This window comes from Candidatus Epulonipiscium sp. (assembly GCA_012519205.1).
Lineage (GTDB): Bacteria > Bacillota > Clostridia > Lachnospirales > Defluviitaleaceae > JAAYQR01.
This window is the reverse complement of the sequence record JAAYQR010000003.1, coordinates 1-16,617: the sequence shown is the minus strand read 5'-3', so window position 1 is coordinate 16,617 and position 16,617 is coordinate 1. Positions and strand designations below refer to the sequence as shown.

Annotated in this window: 15 protein-coding genes and 1 tRNA gene; 9 read left to right on the top strand and 7 right to left on the bottom strand. The window is 32.5% G+C overall.

Annotation, left to right across the window (positions count from 1 at the left end; translation table 11 throughout):
- Positions 1 to 7: 7 nt before the first annotated feature.
- From mnmG to rpmH, 7 genes are all read right to left on the bottom strand, one after another.
- Positions 8 to 1,903, bottom strand: a complete 1,896-nt coding sequence (gene mnmG / locus GX308_00545; GenBank protein ID NLK20583.1) for a tRNA uridine-5-carboxymethylaminomethyl(34) synthesis enzyme MnmG — start codon at positions 1,901 to 1,903, stop codon at positions 8 to 10.
- Positions 1,904 to 1,921: 18 nt separating this feature from the next.
- Positions 1,922 to 3,298, bottom strand: a complete 1,377-nt coding sequence (mnmE, locus tag GX308_00540) for a tRNA uridine-5-carboxymethylaminomethyl(34) synthesis GTPase MnmE (GenBank protein ID NLK20582.1) — start codon at positions 3,296 to 3,298, stop codon at positions 1,922 to 1,924.
- A 38-nt stretch (positions 3,299 to 3,336) separates the two neighbouring features.
- Positions 3,337 to 3,978: a protein jag gene (locus tag GX308_00535; GenBank protein ID NLK20581.1), complete on the bottom strand. Its 642-nt coding sequence runs from the start codon at positions 3,976 to 3,978 to the stop codon at positions 3,337 to 3,339.
- A gap of 3 nt (positions 3,979 to 3,981) precedes the next feature.
- Positions 3,982 to 4,932 (bottom strand): YidC/Oxa1 family membrane protein insertase, encoded by a 951-nt coding sequence (locus tag GX308_00530; GenBank protein NLK20580.1) that lies wholly within the window; start codon positions 4,930 to 4,932, stop codon positions 3,982 to 3,984.
- Between the two features lie 24 nt (positions 4,933 to 4,956).
- Positions 4,957 to 5,166, bottom strand: coding sequence for a membrane protein insertion efficiency factor YidD (gene yidD / locus GX308_00525; GenBank protein NLK20579.1), 210 nt, complete (start codon positions 5,164 to 5,166; stop codon positions 4,957 to 4,959).
- A 50-nt stretch (positions 5,167 to 5,216) separates the two neighbouring features.
- Positions 5,217 to 5,552, bottom strand: coding sequence for a ribonuclease P protein component (rnpA, locus tag GX308_00520; protein ID NLK20578.1), 336 nt, complete (start codon positions 5,550 to 5,552; stop codon positions 5,217 to 5,219).
- Positions 5,553 to 5,643: 91 nt separating this feature from the next.
- Entirely contained in the window at positions 5,644 to 5,778 is a 135-nt protein-coding gene (rpmH, locus tag GX308_00515) for a 50S ribosomal protein L34 (protein NLK20577.1), read from the bottom strand.
- Between the two features lie 497 nt (positions 5,779 to 6,275).
- Here rpmH and dnaA point away from each other — a divergent pair, with 497 nt between their 5' ends.
- The 9 genes from dnaA (at position 6,276) to GX308_00470 (ending at position 16,395) form a co-directional block, all read left to right on the top strand.
- A complete protein-coding gene (dnaA, locus tag GX308_00510; protein NLK20576.1) occupies positions 6,276 to 7,613 on the top strand; it encodes a chromosomal replication initiator protein DnaA in 1,338 nt (445 codons plus the stop codon).
- A gap of 248 nt (positions 7,614 to 7,861) precedes the next feature.
- Positions 7,862 to 8,965 carry a DNA polymerase III subunit beta gene (locus GX308_00505; GenBank protein NLK20575.1) on the top strand — a complete coding sequence of 368 codons (1,104 nt, stop codon included), beginning with the start codon at positions 7,862 to 7,864 and terminating at the stop codon, positions 8,963 to 8,965.
- Between the two features lie 103 nt (positions 8,966 to 9,068).
- Positions 9,069 to 9,278 (top strand): S4 domain-containing protein YaaA, encoded by a 210-nt coding sequence (yaaA, locus tag GX308_00500; GenBank protein ID NLK20574.1) that lies wholly within the window; start codon positions 9,069 to 9,071, stop codon positions 9,276 to 9,278.
- Between the two features lie 13 nt (positions 9,279 to 9,291).
- Entirely contained in the window at positions 9,292 to 10,389 is a 1,098-nt protein-coding gene (gene recF / locus GX308_00495) for a DNA replication/repair protein RecF (protein ID NLK20573.1), read from the top strand.
- A 60-nt stretch (positions 10,390 to 10,449) separates the two neighbouring features.
- Positions 10,450 to 10,725, top strand: a complete 276-nt coding sequence (locus GX308_00490; protein NLK20572.1) for a DUF370 domain-containing protein — start codon at positions 10,450 to 10,452, stop codon at positions 10,723 to 10,725.
- 28 nt (positions 10,726 to 10,753) lie between these two features.
- Positions 10,754 to 12,655 (top strand): DNA topoisomerase (ATP-hydrolyzing) subunit B, encoded by a 1,902-nt coding sequence (gene gyrB / locus GX308_00485; protein ID NLK20571.1) that lies wholly within the window; start codon positions 10,754 to 10,756, stop codon positions 12,653 to 12,655.
- A 20-nt stretch (positions 12,656 to 12,675) separates the two neighbouring features.
- Positions 12,676 to 15,126: a DNA gyrase subunit A gene (gyrA, locus tag GX308_00480; protein ID NLK20570.1), complete on the top strand. Its 2,451-nt coding sequence runs from the start codon at positions 12,676 to 12,678 to the stop codon at positions 15,124 to 15,126.
- A gap of 21 nt (positions 15,127 to 15,147) precedes the next feature.
- The gene (locus GX308_00475) at positions 15,148 to 16,185 is read left to right on the top strand and encodes a hypothetical protein (GenBank protein NLK20569.1); all 1,038 of its coding nucleotides are present in this window, start codon (positions 15,148 to 15,150) and stop codon (positions 16,183 to 16,185) included.
- A gap of 119 nt (positions 16,186 to 16,304) precedes the next feature.
- Positions 16,305 to 16,395 (top strand) — tRNA-Ser (locus tag GX308_00470).
- Positions 16,396 to 16,617: the final 222 nt, after the last annotated feature.

Sequence of the window (16,617 nt, the reverse complement as noted above, 5' to 3'; positions counted from 1 at the left end):
ACTACTCCTAATTTTTATGATTTTTATTTCTTTTTTGTTGTTCAAGATATACTAATAAAACAGATACATCCGCTGGTGAAACTCCTGATACCCTAGAAGCCTGTCCAATGGATACGGGCTTTATTTCATCTAGTTTTTGTGCCGCCTCGATTCTAAGCCCCTTAATATTTTTATAATTTATATCTTTTTTTAGAAGTTTTCTTTCAAGTTTTTTAAATTGTTCTACCTGAATCATTTGGCGTTTAATGTAACCTTCATATTTTAGCTGAATATTAACTTGTTCTTTAACATCTTCCGGAAGTTCTATAGGCCTTTTATCGATTGCCCTAATCTTATAATAATCAAGTTCAGGTCTTTTAATAAGTTCTGCAAGTGGCATTCCCGATCTTAATGGGGTACTATTATTAACCTTAAGTAATTCTTGAACCTGTGGTGTAACTCCCACTATTGTTTCCTTCATCCTTTTTATTTCTTCTTCAATCAATTGCTTTTTTTCTAAAAGCCTTTCATATCTGTCTTTGGAAATAAGCCCTACTCTATATCCTCTTTCCATTAAACGAATATCTGCATTATCTTGTCTTAAAAGCAATCTGTATTCTGCTCTAGAAGTCATCATTCTATATGGCTCTTTTACTCCCTTAGTAACCAAGTCATCAATAAGGACACCTATATATCCTTCCGATCTATCTACTGTAAAAACCTCTCTTTTTAGTATATTAGATACTGCATTAATACCTGCTATAAGGCCTTGGGCCGCGGCTTCTTCATAACCTGAACTCCCATTAAATTGCCCGGCACTAAATAAACCTTCTATTTCTTTAAATTCTAAGGTATGTTTTAACTGGGTTGGGTTTATACAATCGTATTCTATAGCATAACCAATTCTCATTATTTCACAATTTTCCAAACCGGGAAGGGTCCTTAACATAGAAACCTGTACATCCTCTGGGAGGGAGGAAGACATTCCTTGAACATACATTTCTGTGGTTTCTTCCCCCTCAGGTTCTAGGAAAACCTGATGTCTTTCCTTATCTGCAAACCGAACTACTTTATCTTCTATGGAAGGACAATATCTAGGTCCTATTCCTTTAATCTCTCCTCCATATAAAGGGGATCTATGAAGGTTATTCCTTATAACTTCATGGGTATTATTATTAGTATAAGTAAGCCAACAAGATATCTGTTCTCTTTCTATACTCTCGGGATTTGTTGTAAATGAAAAAGGTATGATTTTTCTATCCCCCGGCTGCTCTTCCATTTTTGAAAAATCAATGCTTCTTTTGTCAATCCTTGAAGGGGTTCCTGTTTTAAATCTTAATAGTTCAACCCCCAATTCTTTTAGGTTATCTGTTAGCTTGTCTGCTGCCTTTAATCCATTAGGTCCTGTGTGTTCAGCAACTTCCCCCACATAACAACAGGCCCTAAGGTATGTTCCTGTTGCTATAATAATAGCCTTACAGTTATAGATTGCCCCATTAGAAGTTTCTACCGCCCTAACTTTTTTATTTTCCACATGGATTTTTACAATTTCAGCTTGTTTTATTGAAAGATTTTGGGTTTTTTCTAGGACTTTCTTCATCTCATTTGAATAACGCTGTTTATCTGCCTGCGCCCTAAGGGAATGGACTGCAGGACCTTTTCCTGTATTAAGCATTCTAGATTGAATAAAGGTTTTATCTATATTTTTCCCCATCTCCCCCCCTAAGGCATCTATTTCCCTTACAAGATGCCCCTTGGAGGTACCTCCTATATTGGGGTTACAGGGCATCATAGCAATGCTATCTAGACTAATTGCAAACATAACAGTGCTAAGACCCAGCCTTGCAGTACATAGGGCAGCTTCACATCCTGCATGACCTCCCCCTATTACTGCAACATCTATATCTGAAGCAATGTAGCTCATATAATCACCTATTTCTTTTTATTTTCCTAAGCAAAATTGACTGAATATCTTTTTAATTAAATCTTCCTGTACGGATTGACCTGTTATTTCCCCTAAATCCTTATAGGCATTGGTTAAATCTATAGATAAACAATCTTCAGGCATACCCATATCTATGCTTTCCAATACACTTTTTAGGCTTATATCCGCCTTTTCTAGGGAATTTTTATGCCTTACATTAGTTATTATAACAGAATCATCCATACTAATTTGCCCTGTATAAAACATTTCTTTTAGGGCTTTTTCTAGTTTTTCTATATCATTTCTATCCTTTGTAGACATTTCAATTACTTTATTGGCTGAAAATCTATTATAAATTTCCTTTTTGTCTATAATAGGGGGTAAATCTGTCTTATTAAGTACTATTAATACTTTTTTATTTTTCACCAAATCCATTATAGCTCTATCTTCATCTTCTAGATTAATTGATAAATCTAGTATTAATATAACCAAATCTGCCCTATCTAGTAAATCCTTAGAGCGATTTACTCCTATTTTTTCTACTAAATCCTCTGTTTCTCTAATCCCCGCCGTATCTATAATTTTAAAGGGAATACCTGAAATATTGATATATTCTTCAAGGACATCCCTAGTTGTTCCTGGAATATCTGTGACAATTGCCCTTTGTTCTCTTAAAAGAGCATTTAGGAGGGAGGACTTTCCAACATTAGGCTTTCCAACTATTACTGTTTTAACCCCTTCTCTCAAAATTTTTCCTGAATCTGCAGTTTTTAATAAGTGATTTATCTTTATCCTTATATCTTCGATACTTTCCTTCAGCCTTTTTTGTCCTAATTCTTCTATATCATATTCAGGATAATCAATAGAAGCCTCTATATGTGCCATTAGTTCTAATAACTCATTTCTTAGTTCATTTATCCTTATAGATAGGTTTCCCTCTAACTGATTCATAGCAGTATTTAAAGATGTCTCTGTTTTTGCAGTAATCACATCAATAACTGCTTCCGCCTGTGAAAGATCAATTCTCCCATTTAAAAAAGCTCTTTTCGTAAATTCCCCAGGTTCCGCCAACCTTGCTCCCATCTTTAAAACTACATCCAAAACCTTCCTAATAGAAACTAATCCACCATGGCAATTTATTTCTATTATATCCTCCCTTGTATAAGTATTAGGAGACTTCATAACCATAATTAGTACTTCATCTATTACTTTATCTTTATCAAAAATATGCCCATAATGAATAGTATGAGTCCTAGCTTGGGACAAATCTTTAAACTTTTTTCCTTTAAATATATTATTTGTAATAGCAAAAGCATCTTTACCACTTATTCTAATGATTCCAATTCCACCGGTTCCCAGTGGAGTTGAAATAGCAGCAATTGTATCTTCTATCATATTTTCCTCCATTATATTTTAATTTTAAAAAACCCAGTTTAGACTGGGTTTTTTCCGTTATTAACTGGGGTAATTACTACTTTTCTATATGGTTCATCACCTTCACTGTGGGTCTTAACAGATTTATCATTTTGTAATGTAGAATGAATTATTCTTCTTTCATAAGGGTTCATTGGTTCTAAGACAACATTTCGTTTAGTTGTATTTACTTTCTTTGCTAGATTCTTTGCTAGGTTTTCTAGGGTTTCTTTCCTTCTTTCCCTATAATTTTCTGTATCAAGGGTAATTCTTACGAATTTAGTTTTTTCTTTGTTTATAACAAGATTTACTAAATATTGAAGAGAATCTAGGGTTTGACCTCTTTTTCCTATTAAGATTCCCATATTTTCTCCCTTTAAATCCATCAGATAATTATCCTTATCTCTTTCTTTTACATTTATTTCTGCTTCAAGATCCATCTTTTCGAAAATACCTTTTAAGAAATCAATTGCCTTATCCATAGAATCTGATTTTTTCCTTAAGCGAACCTTTGCCATCTTAAAACCTACTAATCCTAAGAATCCTTTAGACCCTTTATCCAGTATCTCAATCTCTGCGTTATCTCTCGTCACACCTAATTCAATTAAGCCCTCAGTTATTGCTTCTTCTACCGTCCTACCTATCTTTTCAATAAAATCCATATCTTATTCACCTTCCCCCACTTTTTCCATATATTTATTAATGCCTATTTGCTGAACAATTTGGAATATGTTGCTTGTTATCCAGTATATTCCTAACCCTGCTGGTAAAGAATAAGTCATCCATGCTGTCAAAAGTGGAAAAATCATATTCATGGTTTTCTGAGTCTGAAGTGCCTGATCATTTTGCTGTTGCTTATTTCCCATAGTCATTACTTTAGATGAAAGGAATGTTGTAAAGCCCGATATAAAAACAAATAAAACCACAGCAACTATAACTCCTTGTCCCATCAAATCACTGGGGCTATCAACCAAACTAATGCCTAAGAAATACTCTATGTTTTCCTTATTAACAATGGTATCGGCTGGAATTCCTGGAAATTTACTTGTTATCGTATGCCATGCATTTGTAGTTAATTGGGGCAAAATAGATTGTATTCCTTCTACTGTTTTTAATGTATCTTCACTTAATTTAATTCTTGGATTGTCTTTTACTATTTCTTTTAAAAGCACCTCATAACCTTGTACAGTGGTTATTTTAGTTGCTATTAGGTAATATAAATCATGAAGTTTTGTAATATATGTACCTGCTCGTTGAAGTACCCTAAATAATGCAAGAAAAATGGGCATTTGAATGATTAAAGGTAGGCAACCACCTAAAGGATTTATCTTGTTGTTTTGATAAAATTCCCCTAATTCTTGATTCATTTGCTTTTGTGATTCAGGATCTTTTTTATTCTTATATTTATCTTGAATTTTTTGGATTTCTGGTTGAACCTTTTGCATACGCTTCATAGATTTTTGCTGGTTAAGCATAAGGGGAAGCATTAAAACCTTTACAAAAATAGTAAACAAAATTATGGTAATACCCAAAGAACCAACAGGACTTAACCCATATATAACATCGAAAACTTGATTTAACACGACTCCTAATATCTTAGCTAAAGAATCTATCAACTTGCTTCCTCCTTAATAAGTAAATTACGGGACTGGATCATATCCACCTGGATGAAGGGGGTGGCATCTCAATAGTCTTCTTATTCCAAGATAGCATCCCTTTATTGATCCGTATTTTTCTATTGCCTGATAAGTATATGATGAACAACTAGGGTAAAATCGACATGTAGGGAGTTTATTAGGGGAAATGAACCGTCTGTAAAATGAAATACATAAAAGAAAAATTCTTTTCAAAATAGATTTTCATTCCTTCCCTTTTTTATAATTTGATAGAAAATATATATTTAATCATATACTCCACTTCTTTTTAATAAATGAGTGAGAGACTTATATATCTCCTTATAATCTAAATCCTTAGATGGAACCCTAGCAATAATAACTATATCCCAGCCTCTTTTAATTTTATTTTCTTGTAATCTATAACTTTCTTTAATTAATCGGGTGATTCTATTTCTAATAACGCTATTACCTACTTTTTTACTAACTGAAATTCCTAATCTATTTATATCCTTTCCATTTTTTAATCTATACATAACTAAAAATCGATTTGCAATGGAAGTTCCCTTATTATATACAATTCTAAATTCATAATTCTTTTTTAGTGATTCAGTATATTTCATAAAGCTCCTCCTAAATAATTGATGTTTTAAAACCTTGGAGGAAATAATAAAAAGCCTATAGTATAACAAGGCCACAATGATGCGGCCTTGTTTATGCTGATAATTTTTTTCTACCTCTAGCTCTTCTCCTTGCTAACACAGCTCTTCCACCTACTGTTCTCATCCTTTTGCGGAATCCATGTTCTCTTTTTCTTTGCCTTTTTTTTGGCTGAAAAGTCATTTTCATTCTCAGCACCTCCTTTTTGTCTACACACGAATCAACATAAGTCGATATGGGCCCACACACATTTATTTGTAAGCACTATTACAATTATATTAAATAACCATTTCCTCGTCAAGAACCTATTTCTTCATATAAAAACATATTTGTTGATTATTCACTGTGGATAAATATTTTTATTATTGATTATCCACAAGAATTTTGTTATGATAAAAATGAATTGTGAATAACTTACTTGCATAAACAACTTATTCACAATCTGTGGATAACCTTGTGCATAATTATTATTATTACCTGATTTTTATTTTTTTTCAGCTTCTTTTACTGTTTAGAACTTTATAAACAACTTGTTAATAATATTTTTTATTACTTATATGGTAGGTTGTCTTTTTATCATTATACACATCTTGTTTATTTTTGTTTAACTTTATACACAGTTGTGGATAATCTGTGTATATGGAAAAATATAATTTTTTTATTTATATTTATAGGAGGAATCTCTAATGGAAAACCAACTAATAAAACAATGGCCAAATATATTAAAAATTCTAGAAGCAGAAACTTCTCCTGTTAGTTTTCAAACTTGGTTTAAAAATTTAAAACCCATAACTCTTAATGACAATACCTTAGTAATCGAAACATTAGATGATTTTTCTAAAGATATTCTAAAAAATCGATATACTCGTCTTATTCAAAATGCTATAGCCCAAATTGTCCATTATGAGTATGAAGTAAATATAGTGACTTCTAATGAATTTCAACAAATTCCAAAATCGCTACCTTCAAGGGAAGAAACTCCTGACCCCCTTGATACCCAAAGTAATTTAATTCCTAGATATGTTTTTGATACTTTTGTAGTAGGTAATAGCAATAGAATGGCCCATGCTGCTGCCCTAGCCGTAGCAGAAGCGCCAGCAAAGGCATATAATCCTCTTTTTATCTATGGAGGAGTGGGACTTGGAAAGACCCATTTAATGCACTCCATCGGCCATTATATTTTATCCCAGAATCCAAATGCAAAAGTATTGTATGCTTCATCGGAAAAATTTACTAATGAATTGATAAACTCTATTAAGGATGATAAAAATCAGGCTTTTAGAAATAAATACAGAAATATTGATGTCCTTTTAATAGACGATATTCAATTTATTGCAGGAAAAGAAAGAACAGAGGAAGAATTTTTCCATACCTTCAATACACTTCATGAGGACAGCAAACAAATTATAATTTCCAGTGATAGACCCCCTAAAGAAATTAAAACTTTAGAGGACAGGCTTCGTTCGAGATTTGAATGGGGGCTTATTGCAGATATTCAGCCCCCTGATTTAGAAACTAGGATTGCTATATTAAGAAAAAAAGCTGAGTTGGAAAGGCTTAGTGTCCCCAATGATGTTATTTTATTTATAGCAAAATCCATTATTTCTAATATACGTGAACTAGAAGGAGCCCTAAATAGAATTATTGCTTATTCAACATTGGCAAATGAAACTATAACCATTGAACTTGCTAGCGAAGCCCTTAAAGATTTAATAGGTGCAGATAAACCAAAAATCATCACAACTGAATTAATTCAAGAAATAGTGGCCTCCTATTACAATCTAAAACCAGAGGAACTAAGATCTAAAAAAAGAACTAGAAATGTTGCATTTCCTAGACAAATTGCTATGTATCTTTGTAGAAGATTGACCGACCTTTCCCTTCCCAAAATAGGTGAAAAGTTCGGTGGAAGGGATCATACCACTATTATTCATGGTTTCGAAAAGATTAGCAATGAGATTGAAAAGGATAGTGATTTAAGACAATCTATCATTGAACTGGAGAAAAAAATTACGGGTAAATAATAAACTCACAACCCCTTGTTAAGGTACGGTGGATAAAATGTGAATAATTGATTTGTTGAATTTTTTTTGTGATAAATGGGGATAAGTTTTTTATTTTAATAATTATATCCACAACCTTATAAGATTACTTTTTTCCCTTAATTCTCACGGTATTTATACTTTTCCACATTTCCACACCCCCTACTACTATGATTACTCAACCCTTTTTATTATTTATCTCTTATAAGAGGAAAGGAGTTATTCACAAAATGAAAGTATCCTGTATGAAAAATGATTTATTAGACAGTGTTAATATTGTTTTAAAAGCTATTTCCAATAGAACTACTTTGCCAATTTTAGAATGTATTTTGCTAGAAACAGAAGGAAATCTTCTTAAATTAACAGGAAATGATTTAGAACTTGGCATTGAAAGTACCATACCCGCTAATATAGAAAAAACAGGATGTATAGCCTTAGAAGCTAAGATTTTTTCTGAAATTGTAAGAAAGTTACCTGAAGATGAAGTTAGGATTATAGTAGATTCAGAGTTTATGACTACTATTAAATGTGCCAATTCAGAGTTTAAAATTGCAGGACAACCAGGGACAGATTTTCCCGAATTGCCTAAGGTTGAAAAAGATAAGTCTTTTGCATTAAAACAAGGTACCTTAAAAGATATTATACGGCAAACTATTTTTTCAGTGGCTACGGAGGAAACAAGGCCCATACTTACTGGAGAATTAATTCAAATCAAAGATAGTGCTTTACATATGGTATCTGTAGATGGATACAGGGTATCTTATAGAAAAACACCATTATCAATTGATAATGAAAAAAACGAAGTCGTCGTTCCAGGAAAGACATTAGGAGAAATTAGTAAAGTTTTATCCTCTGAAGATGATGATGTATCCATATATTTCACAGATAAACATATCTTGTTTGATTTAAGGGACAGTACAGTGGTTTCAAGGCTTCTTGAAGGAGACTTTTTAAGATATGAGAGTAGTTTTTATAAGGATTACGAAACAATAATTCAAATAAACCGTAGGGATTTACTTATGAGTATCGAAAGAGCAGCCCTGATTTCAAGGGAAGGAAAAAAGAATCCCGTAAAAATCGAAATAAATCCAGATAAAATAATAATCACATGTAATACAGAACTGGGAACTGCAAGAGAAGAGCTGCCAATACATCTAGAAGGTAAAGATTTAGTAATAGCTTTTAATCCAAAATATTTGATAGATGCCCTAAAGGCTATAGATGATGAGGAGATAAAAATCCAATTTATATCCTCCCTAAATCCATGTATCATTAGACCAATTGATGGTGATGATTATAAATATCTTATTTTACCAATACGATTAAATAATTAAATTTATTGAAAATAATTTACAGGTAATATTTTTTTAACTATGTTATAATAAAAAGTGCGAGGTTTTTCGCACTTTTTCTATATTACAAAGAAAGGTGATAAATTTGGAAAAGGTAAAAATTAATACGGAATATATTAAACTAGACCAATTTCTAAAATATACAAGCATAGTAAGCTCTGGTTCAGAAGCTAAATATTTCATATCCCAAAATGAAATAAAAGTTAATAATGAAATAGTAAATCAAAGGGGAAAAAAGCTAAAAAATGGAGATAATGTGGAAGTTGGCGGAAAAATATATATTATAATCAACTAACGGAGTGGGAATAATGTATATTAGTGAGGTAGATTTATATCAATTTAGAAACTATAAAAGGCTTAATTTAGTCCTTAATCCACATTTAAATATTTTATATGGAAAAAATGCTCAGGGAAAAACTAATATACTAGAGGCTCTTTATTTATGTGCAACAGCAAGATCACATCGAACTTCCCATGAAAGGGAAGTTATAAACTGGAATGAAGAAGAGGCTCATATTAGATTAATGCTCCATAAAAATAAAAGAATAGATAAAATAGACTTTCATTTAGCTAAAAACGGTAAAAAGTCAGCTGCACTCAATGGAATTCCTATACAAAAGCTAGGTGATTTATTAGGAATAATGAATGTAATTATTTTTTCTCCAGAAGATTTACAATTAATCAAAAGCAGCCCTAAAGAAAGAAGAAGATTTATAGATATTGAACTTTGTCAATTAGATAAAATATATTTTTACAATCTTCAACAATATTATAAGGTTTTAAAACAAAGAAATTATGTTCTTAAAAATATAAATATGCATAAATCAGATAAATCCATGCTAGACATTTGGGATGAACAATTAATTTCTTTTGGAGAGAAAATAATACAATCAAGAAAAGAATTTGTTAAAAAAATAGGTAAACTCGCCTCTATCATTCATAACAATATCACAGAAAATAAAGAAGACCTAAAAATAGAGTATTCCCCAAACATAGATAAAGAAAGTTTTAAACTAAGGCTAAAAGATGTTTTATTAAAAGATATTCAAACTGGAAATAGTTCCATAGGACCACATAGGGATGATATTTTATTTAAAATAAATAATACGGATGTTAAGGTATATGGATCTCAAGGCCAGCAAAGAAGTGCAGTTTTATCTTTAAAGCTGGCTGAAATTGATTTAATAAAAAAAGAAATAGGGCAAAACCCCATACTTCTTTTAGATGATGTGCTTTCCGAATTAGATGAAAATAGGCAAAGGGATTTACTTTGGCATATAGGTGAAATACAAACTATTTTAACTTGTACGGGCATCGAAGATAATATACTAAAAAAGGTCCATAAAGGTTCTCTTTTTCATGTCACAAATGGGAAAGTTACCCCTATGGACAGCGGAATCTTGTAAGGAAAGTTTAAATGGGCTAAAATATAATTATTGTATAGGGTCTATTAAGGAGGAAAATATATGTTTCTGCATATCGGTGCAGATATAGAAATATCGGTTAAAAATTTAATAGGAATTTTTGATATAGGAGTAATGGAAAGCTCACAGGTAAATAAAGAATTTTTAGATGTAGCTAAAGAAGAGGATTTTATTTTTCTTGTTTCGGGAGATGATATAAAATCTATTGTACTTGTGGAGGCAGGGGGTAAAAATAAAATTTACTTATCCCCGATTTCTTCAGCTACTTTACAGAAAAGAATTAGTTTAATAGGCAGGTTATCAATTATAAAAGGATAAAAGTATTTTGAAAAGGAGTGAGTTTTTAATGACCCCAGATTATAATGAAAGCCAGATACAGATACTAGAAGGCTTAGAAGCTGTAAGAAAAAGACCAGGTATGTATATTGGAAGTACTTCCTCTAGGGGGCTTCACCATTTAGTATATGAAATAGTAGATAACGCTGTGGATGAAGCTTTAGCGGGATTTTGTGATGAGATACTGATAAATATTAATGAGGATAATTCAATTACCGTAGTGGATAATGGAAGAGGGATTCCAATAGGAATGCATCCCCAAAAAAATATTCCGGCAGTTGAGGTTGTATTTACTATCCTTCATGCAGGAGGAAAATTTGGGGGTAGTGGATATAAGGTATCCGGAGGACTTCATGGAGTAGGAGCCTCTGTTGTAAATGCTCTATCAGAATGGCTAAAGGTCCAAATATTTACGGAAGGTAAGATTTATGAACAAATATATGAAAGAGGAAAGGTAAAGCAATCTCTAAAAGTAATTGGGGAAACGGAGAAAAGGGGTACTTTAGTACATTTTAAACCCGATCCCTTGATATTTGAAGAAATCCAATATCAATATGATATATTAAGGCAAAGGCTTCGGGAAATGGCATTTTTAACAAAGGGTTTAAGAATTATCTTAAAAGATTTAAGGGAAGGTCAGGAAAAGGAAAAAGTTTTTCATTATGAAGGGGGAATAAAGGAATTTGTTTCCCACATTAATAAACATAAAACAGTATTGTACAATGAGGCATTTTACTGCGAGGGACAAAAAGACGGTGTAGAAGTAGAAATAGCCTTCCAACATAATGATAGTTATGTAGAAAATATATTTAGTTTTGTTAATAATATTAATACCACTGAGGGAGGTACCCATCTTAGTGGTTTTAAGGCGGCTATTACAAAAACCATCAACGACTATGGGAGAAAATTTAATATAATCAAAGAAAATGAAAAAAACCTTTCGGGAGATGATGTAAGGGAAGGTATAACAGCGGTTATTAGCGTAAAGGTAGGCGATCCTCAATTTGAAGGTCAAACTAAAACAAAACTTGGAAATAGTGAAGTAAGAGGGGTAGTGGAATCGGTTTTTTCAGAAGAACTCATGTACTTTTTAGAACAAAAGCCGTCCATTGGGAAAATTATTTTACAAAAGGGGCTGATGGCTGCAAGAGCAAGGGAGGCAGCAAGAAAGGCCAGAGATTTAACGAGAAGAAAAAATGTGTTAGAAAGTAATAGTTTACCAGGAAAGCTAGCAGATTGTTCTGAAAAGGATGCAAGTCTTTGTGAAATATATATAGTAGAAGGGGATTCTGCTGGAGGTTCTGCAAAATCTGCGAGATCAAGGCAAACTCAAGCAATACTTCCATTAAGAGGTAAAATATTAAATGTAGAAAAAGCGAGATTGGATAGAATACTTGGAAATGAAGAAATAAGAGCGATGATAACGGCTTTTGGGGCGGGGATTGCAGAAGATTTTGACATAGAAAAACTCCGTTACGGTAAAATCATTATAATGACTGATGCCGATGTAGACGGGGCTCATATTAGGACATTACTTCTTACATTTATGTATAGGTATCTTAGAGAATTGATAGAGAAGGGCCATGTGTACATTGCCCAGCCCCCTTTATACAAGGTTGAAAAAAGCAAAAAGTCTTATTATGTGTACAATGATAAAGAATTAGAAAAATTATTCAGTGAGATAGGAAGAGATGGCATTAATATGCAAAGATATAAGGGTCTAGGGGAAATGAATCCAGAGCAACTTTGGGATACTACTATGAATCCAGAGACTAGAATATTGGTTAAGATAGAATTAGAGGACGCTGCCGCTGCTGATGAAATATTTACAGCTTTGATGGGAGATAAGGTAGAACCAAGGAGAGAGTTTATACAGGAGTACGGAAAATATGTTAAAAATCTTGATATTTAATAAGAATAGAGGAAGGTAAAATGGAAGAAAGAGAATTAGATAAAATTATCCCTATAGAGATTCAAGAAGAAATGAAAAAATCTTATATTGAATATGCCATGAGTGTTATCGTATCAAGGGCCATTCCTGATGTTAGGGATGGATTAAAGCCAGTTCATAGAAGAATATTATATGCTATGAATGAACTTCGTTTAAGCCCTGATAAGTCTTATAAGAAATCTGCCCGTATAGTGGGGGAAACCATGGGTAAGTATCATCCCCATGGAGATAGCTCTATATATGATGCAATGGTTAGAATGGCACAGGATTTCTCTATTAGATATCCCTTAGTAGATGGCCATGGAAACTTTGGTTCCGTAGATGGAGATAGTGCTGCTGCAATGAGATATACTGAGGCAAGATTAAGTAAAATTTCTATGGAGCTTTTATCAGATATTGAAAGAGAAACCATAGATTATAGACCAAACTTTGATGAGTCTTTGAATGAACCCGTAGTATTACCATCAAGGTTTCCAAATTTACTTGTTAATGGTTCTTCTGGTATTGCAGTTGGGATGGCAACAAATATACCACCTCATAATTTAAGGGAAGTAATTAATGGAGTAGTCAAGATAATTGATAATTATGTAAATGAAGATAGAGAGACGGATATAGAAGAATTACTGGACATTATAAAGGGGCCTGACTTTCCAACTGGTGCATCCATATTAGGTAGAAAGGGAATTGAAGAGGCTTATAGGACAGGAAGAGGAAGAATTAAGGTAAGGGCAATTGCAGAAATTGAGCAGATGTCTAGCAATAAGCAAAGAATCATTGTTACTGAAATCCCTTATATGGTTAATAAAGCTAGATTAATAGAAAAAATAGCAGATTTAGTAAAAGATAAGAAAATTGAAGGAATATCCGATCTTAGAGATGAATCAGACCGTACTGGAATGCGGATTGTTATAGAAATAAAAAAAGACCATAATGGCAATGTTGTATTAAATCAATTATATAAATACACCCAAATGCAAGATGTGTTTGGGATTAATATGTTAGCCTTAGTCAATAATGAAGCTAAGACTTTAAATCTTAAAGAAATGTTGATTCATTATTTAAATCACCAAAAGGATGTAATCACAAGAAGAACTCAGTTTGACCTTAGAAAAGCTGAGGAAAGATCCCACATATTAGAGGGTTTAAGGATAGCCCTAGACAATATAGACGAAGTGATTTCTATTATAAGAAATTCTCCTAATACTCAAGAGGCAAAACAAAGGCTTATGGATTCTTTTTCCCTATCAGAAAAGCAATCCCAAGCAATTGTCGATATGAGGCTTAGGAGTTTGACTGGGTTAGAAAGAGAAAAAATAGAAGAAGAATATAGGGAACTTCAAGAAATCATCAAAGAACTTAGAGCAATCCTAGGGGATGAAAAAAGATTATATGGTGTAATAAAAGAGGAGATACTTATTGTTTTACAAAAATACGGTGATGAAAGAAGAACCAAATTTGAAATAGATGAGGGAGAAATAGATCTAGAAGATCTTATCACCGAAGAGACCAATGTCATTACCATGACTCATCTAGGTTATATAAAAAGATTGCCCTTAAATACTTATAGAAGCCAAAATAGAGGTGGAAGAGGTATAATAGGTATGCAAACAAGGGAAGAAGATTTTGTGGAAGACTTATTTATTACATCTACCCATAATTATATCTTATTCTTTACTAATAAAGGAAAGGTATATCGTATAAAGACTTATGAAATTCCAGAGTCTTCAAGAACAGCTAGGGGGACAGCTATAATCAACCTACTCCAATTAGATGGGAATGAAAAGGTTACAGCGGCTATTCCTGTAAAGGAATACAAAGAGGGAACTTACCTCCTGATGGTTACAAAGGAAGGGATTATAAAGAAAACAAGTATTATGGAATATCAAAACATTAGAAAAGGTGGACTTAATGCTATTCACCTAAGGGAAGAAGATGAACTGATTCAAGTTAAAAACATTGAAGGTGATGAGAGCATCTTCGTTGGAACAAGAAATGGGCAAGGAATAGTATTTTCAGTAAAAGATGTAAGAGCTATAGGAAGAACCGGTATGGGAGTCAAAGCTATGAACCTAAATAGAGGCGATGAAGTTATAGGCGCTGGATTATCTTCTGAAGGTAGGGATATCTTATTTGTTACCTCAAAGGGTCTTGGAAAGAGGACCGATATAAAAGAATTTAATATTCAAAAAAGAGGTGGAAAAGGGGTTAAAACCTACCGTTTAGCAGAAAAAACAGGTACTATTATAGGAATAAAGATGGTATCAGAGGATGAAGAGATATTACTTATTACATCAGAAGGAATTATTATTCGAATGCATGCATCTCAAATTTCAAAAACGGGACGAGTTACCCAAGGGGTTAAATTAATGAATCTTGAAAATGAAGAATCAGTTGTATCAGTTGCTAAGGTAATAGAAGAAGAAGAAGAATAATATAAAAAAGGAATTAGAAACATGAAAAAAAGAAAAACCATTCTATTTTGGATAGGAATCTTGGTAGTGTCCATGGCATTAGTTTGGTTTATTAGGTATACTAGACAATGGATAGAAATATCGAAAAATATCAATATGATGGGTAGAAAGTCAAATATCCAAGAATCAGTAAAGTTTGATGTTTATTACAAAAATAGTATACTTAAATCCTTTAATACAGAAGAAGATGCAATTAAATATGCTAGAGAATATAAATATACCTATGTGAAGAAAACAGATAAAGATGAATGGATTTGGAATAATTTTGATGCATTCATTTTATATGAAGAGGATAGGTTTATTAACGATTATACCAATTTTTCAGAAGCAATTTTTTTCGCCAAAGAAAGAGAGAACTCAAGGATTTACTATAAATCTAATAAAAATATCATATGGTCTAATAGTAAGTCCATTAAAGAAAGTATTATATTAGATGCTCCCGTTATTTTACAAAAACCTGAACTTCCAAGAGGGTGTGAGGTAACAAGCCTAGCAATGCTTCTTAACTATGCAGGCATAAAATCTGGGAAAATGGAACTTGCAGAAAAGATTGCAAAGGATACTACTGCTTTTGAAATTAAAGATGGGAGAGTCTATTTTGGAAATCCTAATGATGGATTTGTAGGGGATATGTATTCATTAAATAATCCTGGATACGGGGTTTACGACGGTCCCATTGAAAAATTAATGGAAGAATATATGCCAGGTAAAACTATAAATCTGACTGGTTGCGAATTCGAAGACTTGTTTCATTTTATTTCAAATGAAATTCCAGTTTGGGTTATTGCTAATACTACCTATAGAAAGTTAGATGAGGATAAATTTGATGTTTGGATAACTCCAACAGGGCCTGTAGAAATAACTTATAAGCTCCATGCATTTTTACTTACAGGATATGATAAAGAATATATTTACTTTAATGATCCTTTTTATTCGAAAAAGAATATAAAGGTCAATATAAAGGATTTTAAAGAGGCATGGAACCAAATGGGTAGACAGGCAATTTCATATATTAACTAAAAATTATTATATAAGGGGCAGGTTCCTATACCTGCCTTCCTTTTACATTTATTTACATATAAAAACATATTGACTTTTGATTAGCCCTTTAGTATAATAACTCTTGCGCTTGTGAGCAAGGAGAAGTACTCAAGTGGCTGAAGAGGTGCCCCTGCTAAGGGTATAGGTCGAGCAATCGGCGCGAGGGTTCAAATCCCTCCTTCTCCGCCAAATATTTTTTTTATTTGTAAAAGATGTTGACAGATGTAAAATGATTTGATATAATAATTTTTGCTGTCGCGAAAACGATAGAATGAAAAATTATACGTTGATCCTTGAAAACTAAACAGCACAAACCAAACCCATCAATTCTTAAAGAATTGTATAAAAGATTTCAAAACGCAAGCATCATCTTGCAAAGGATATTAACATGAGAGTTTGATCCTGGCTCAG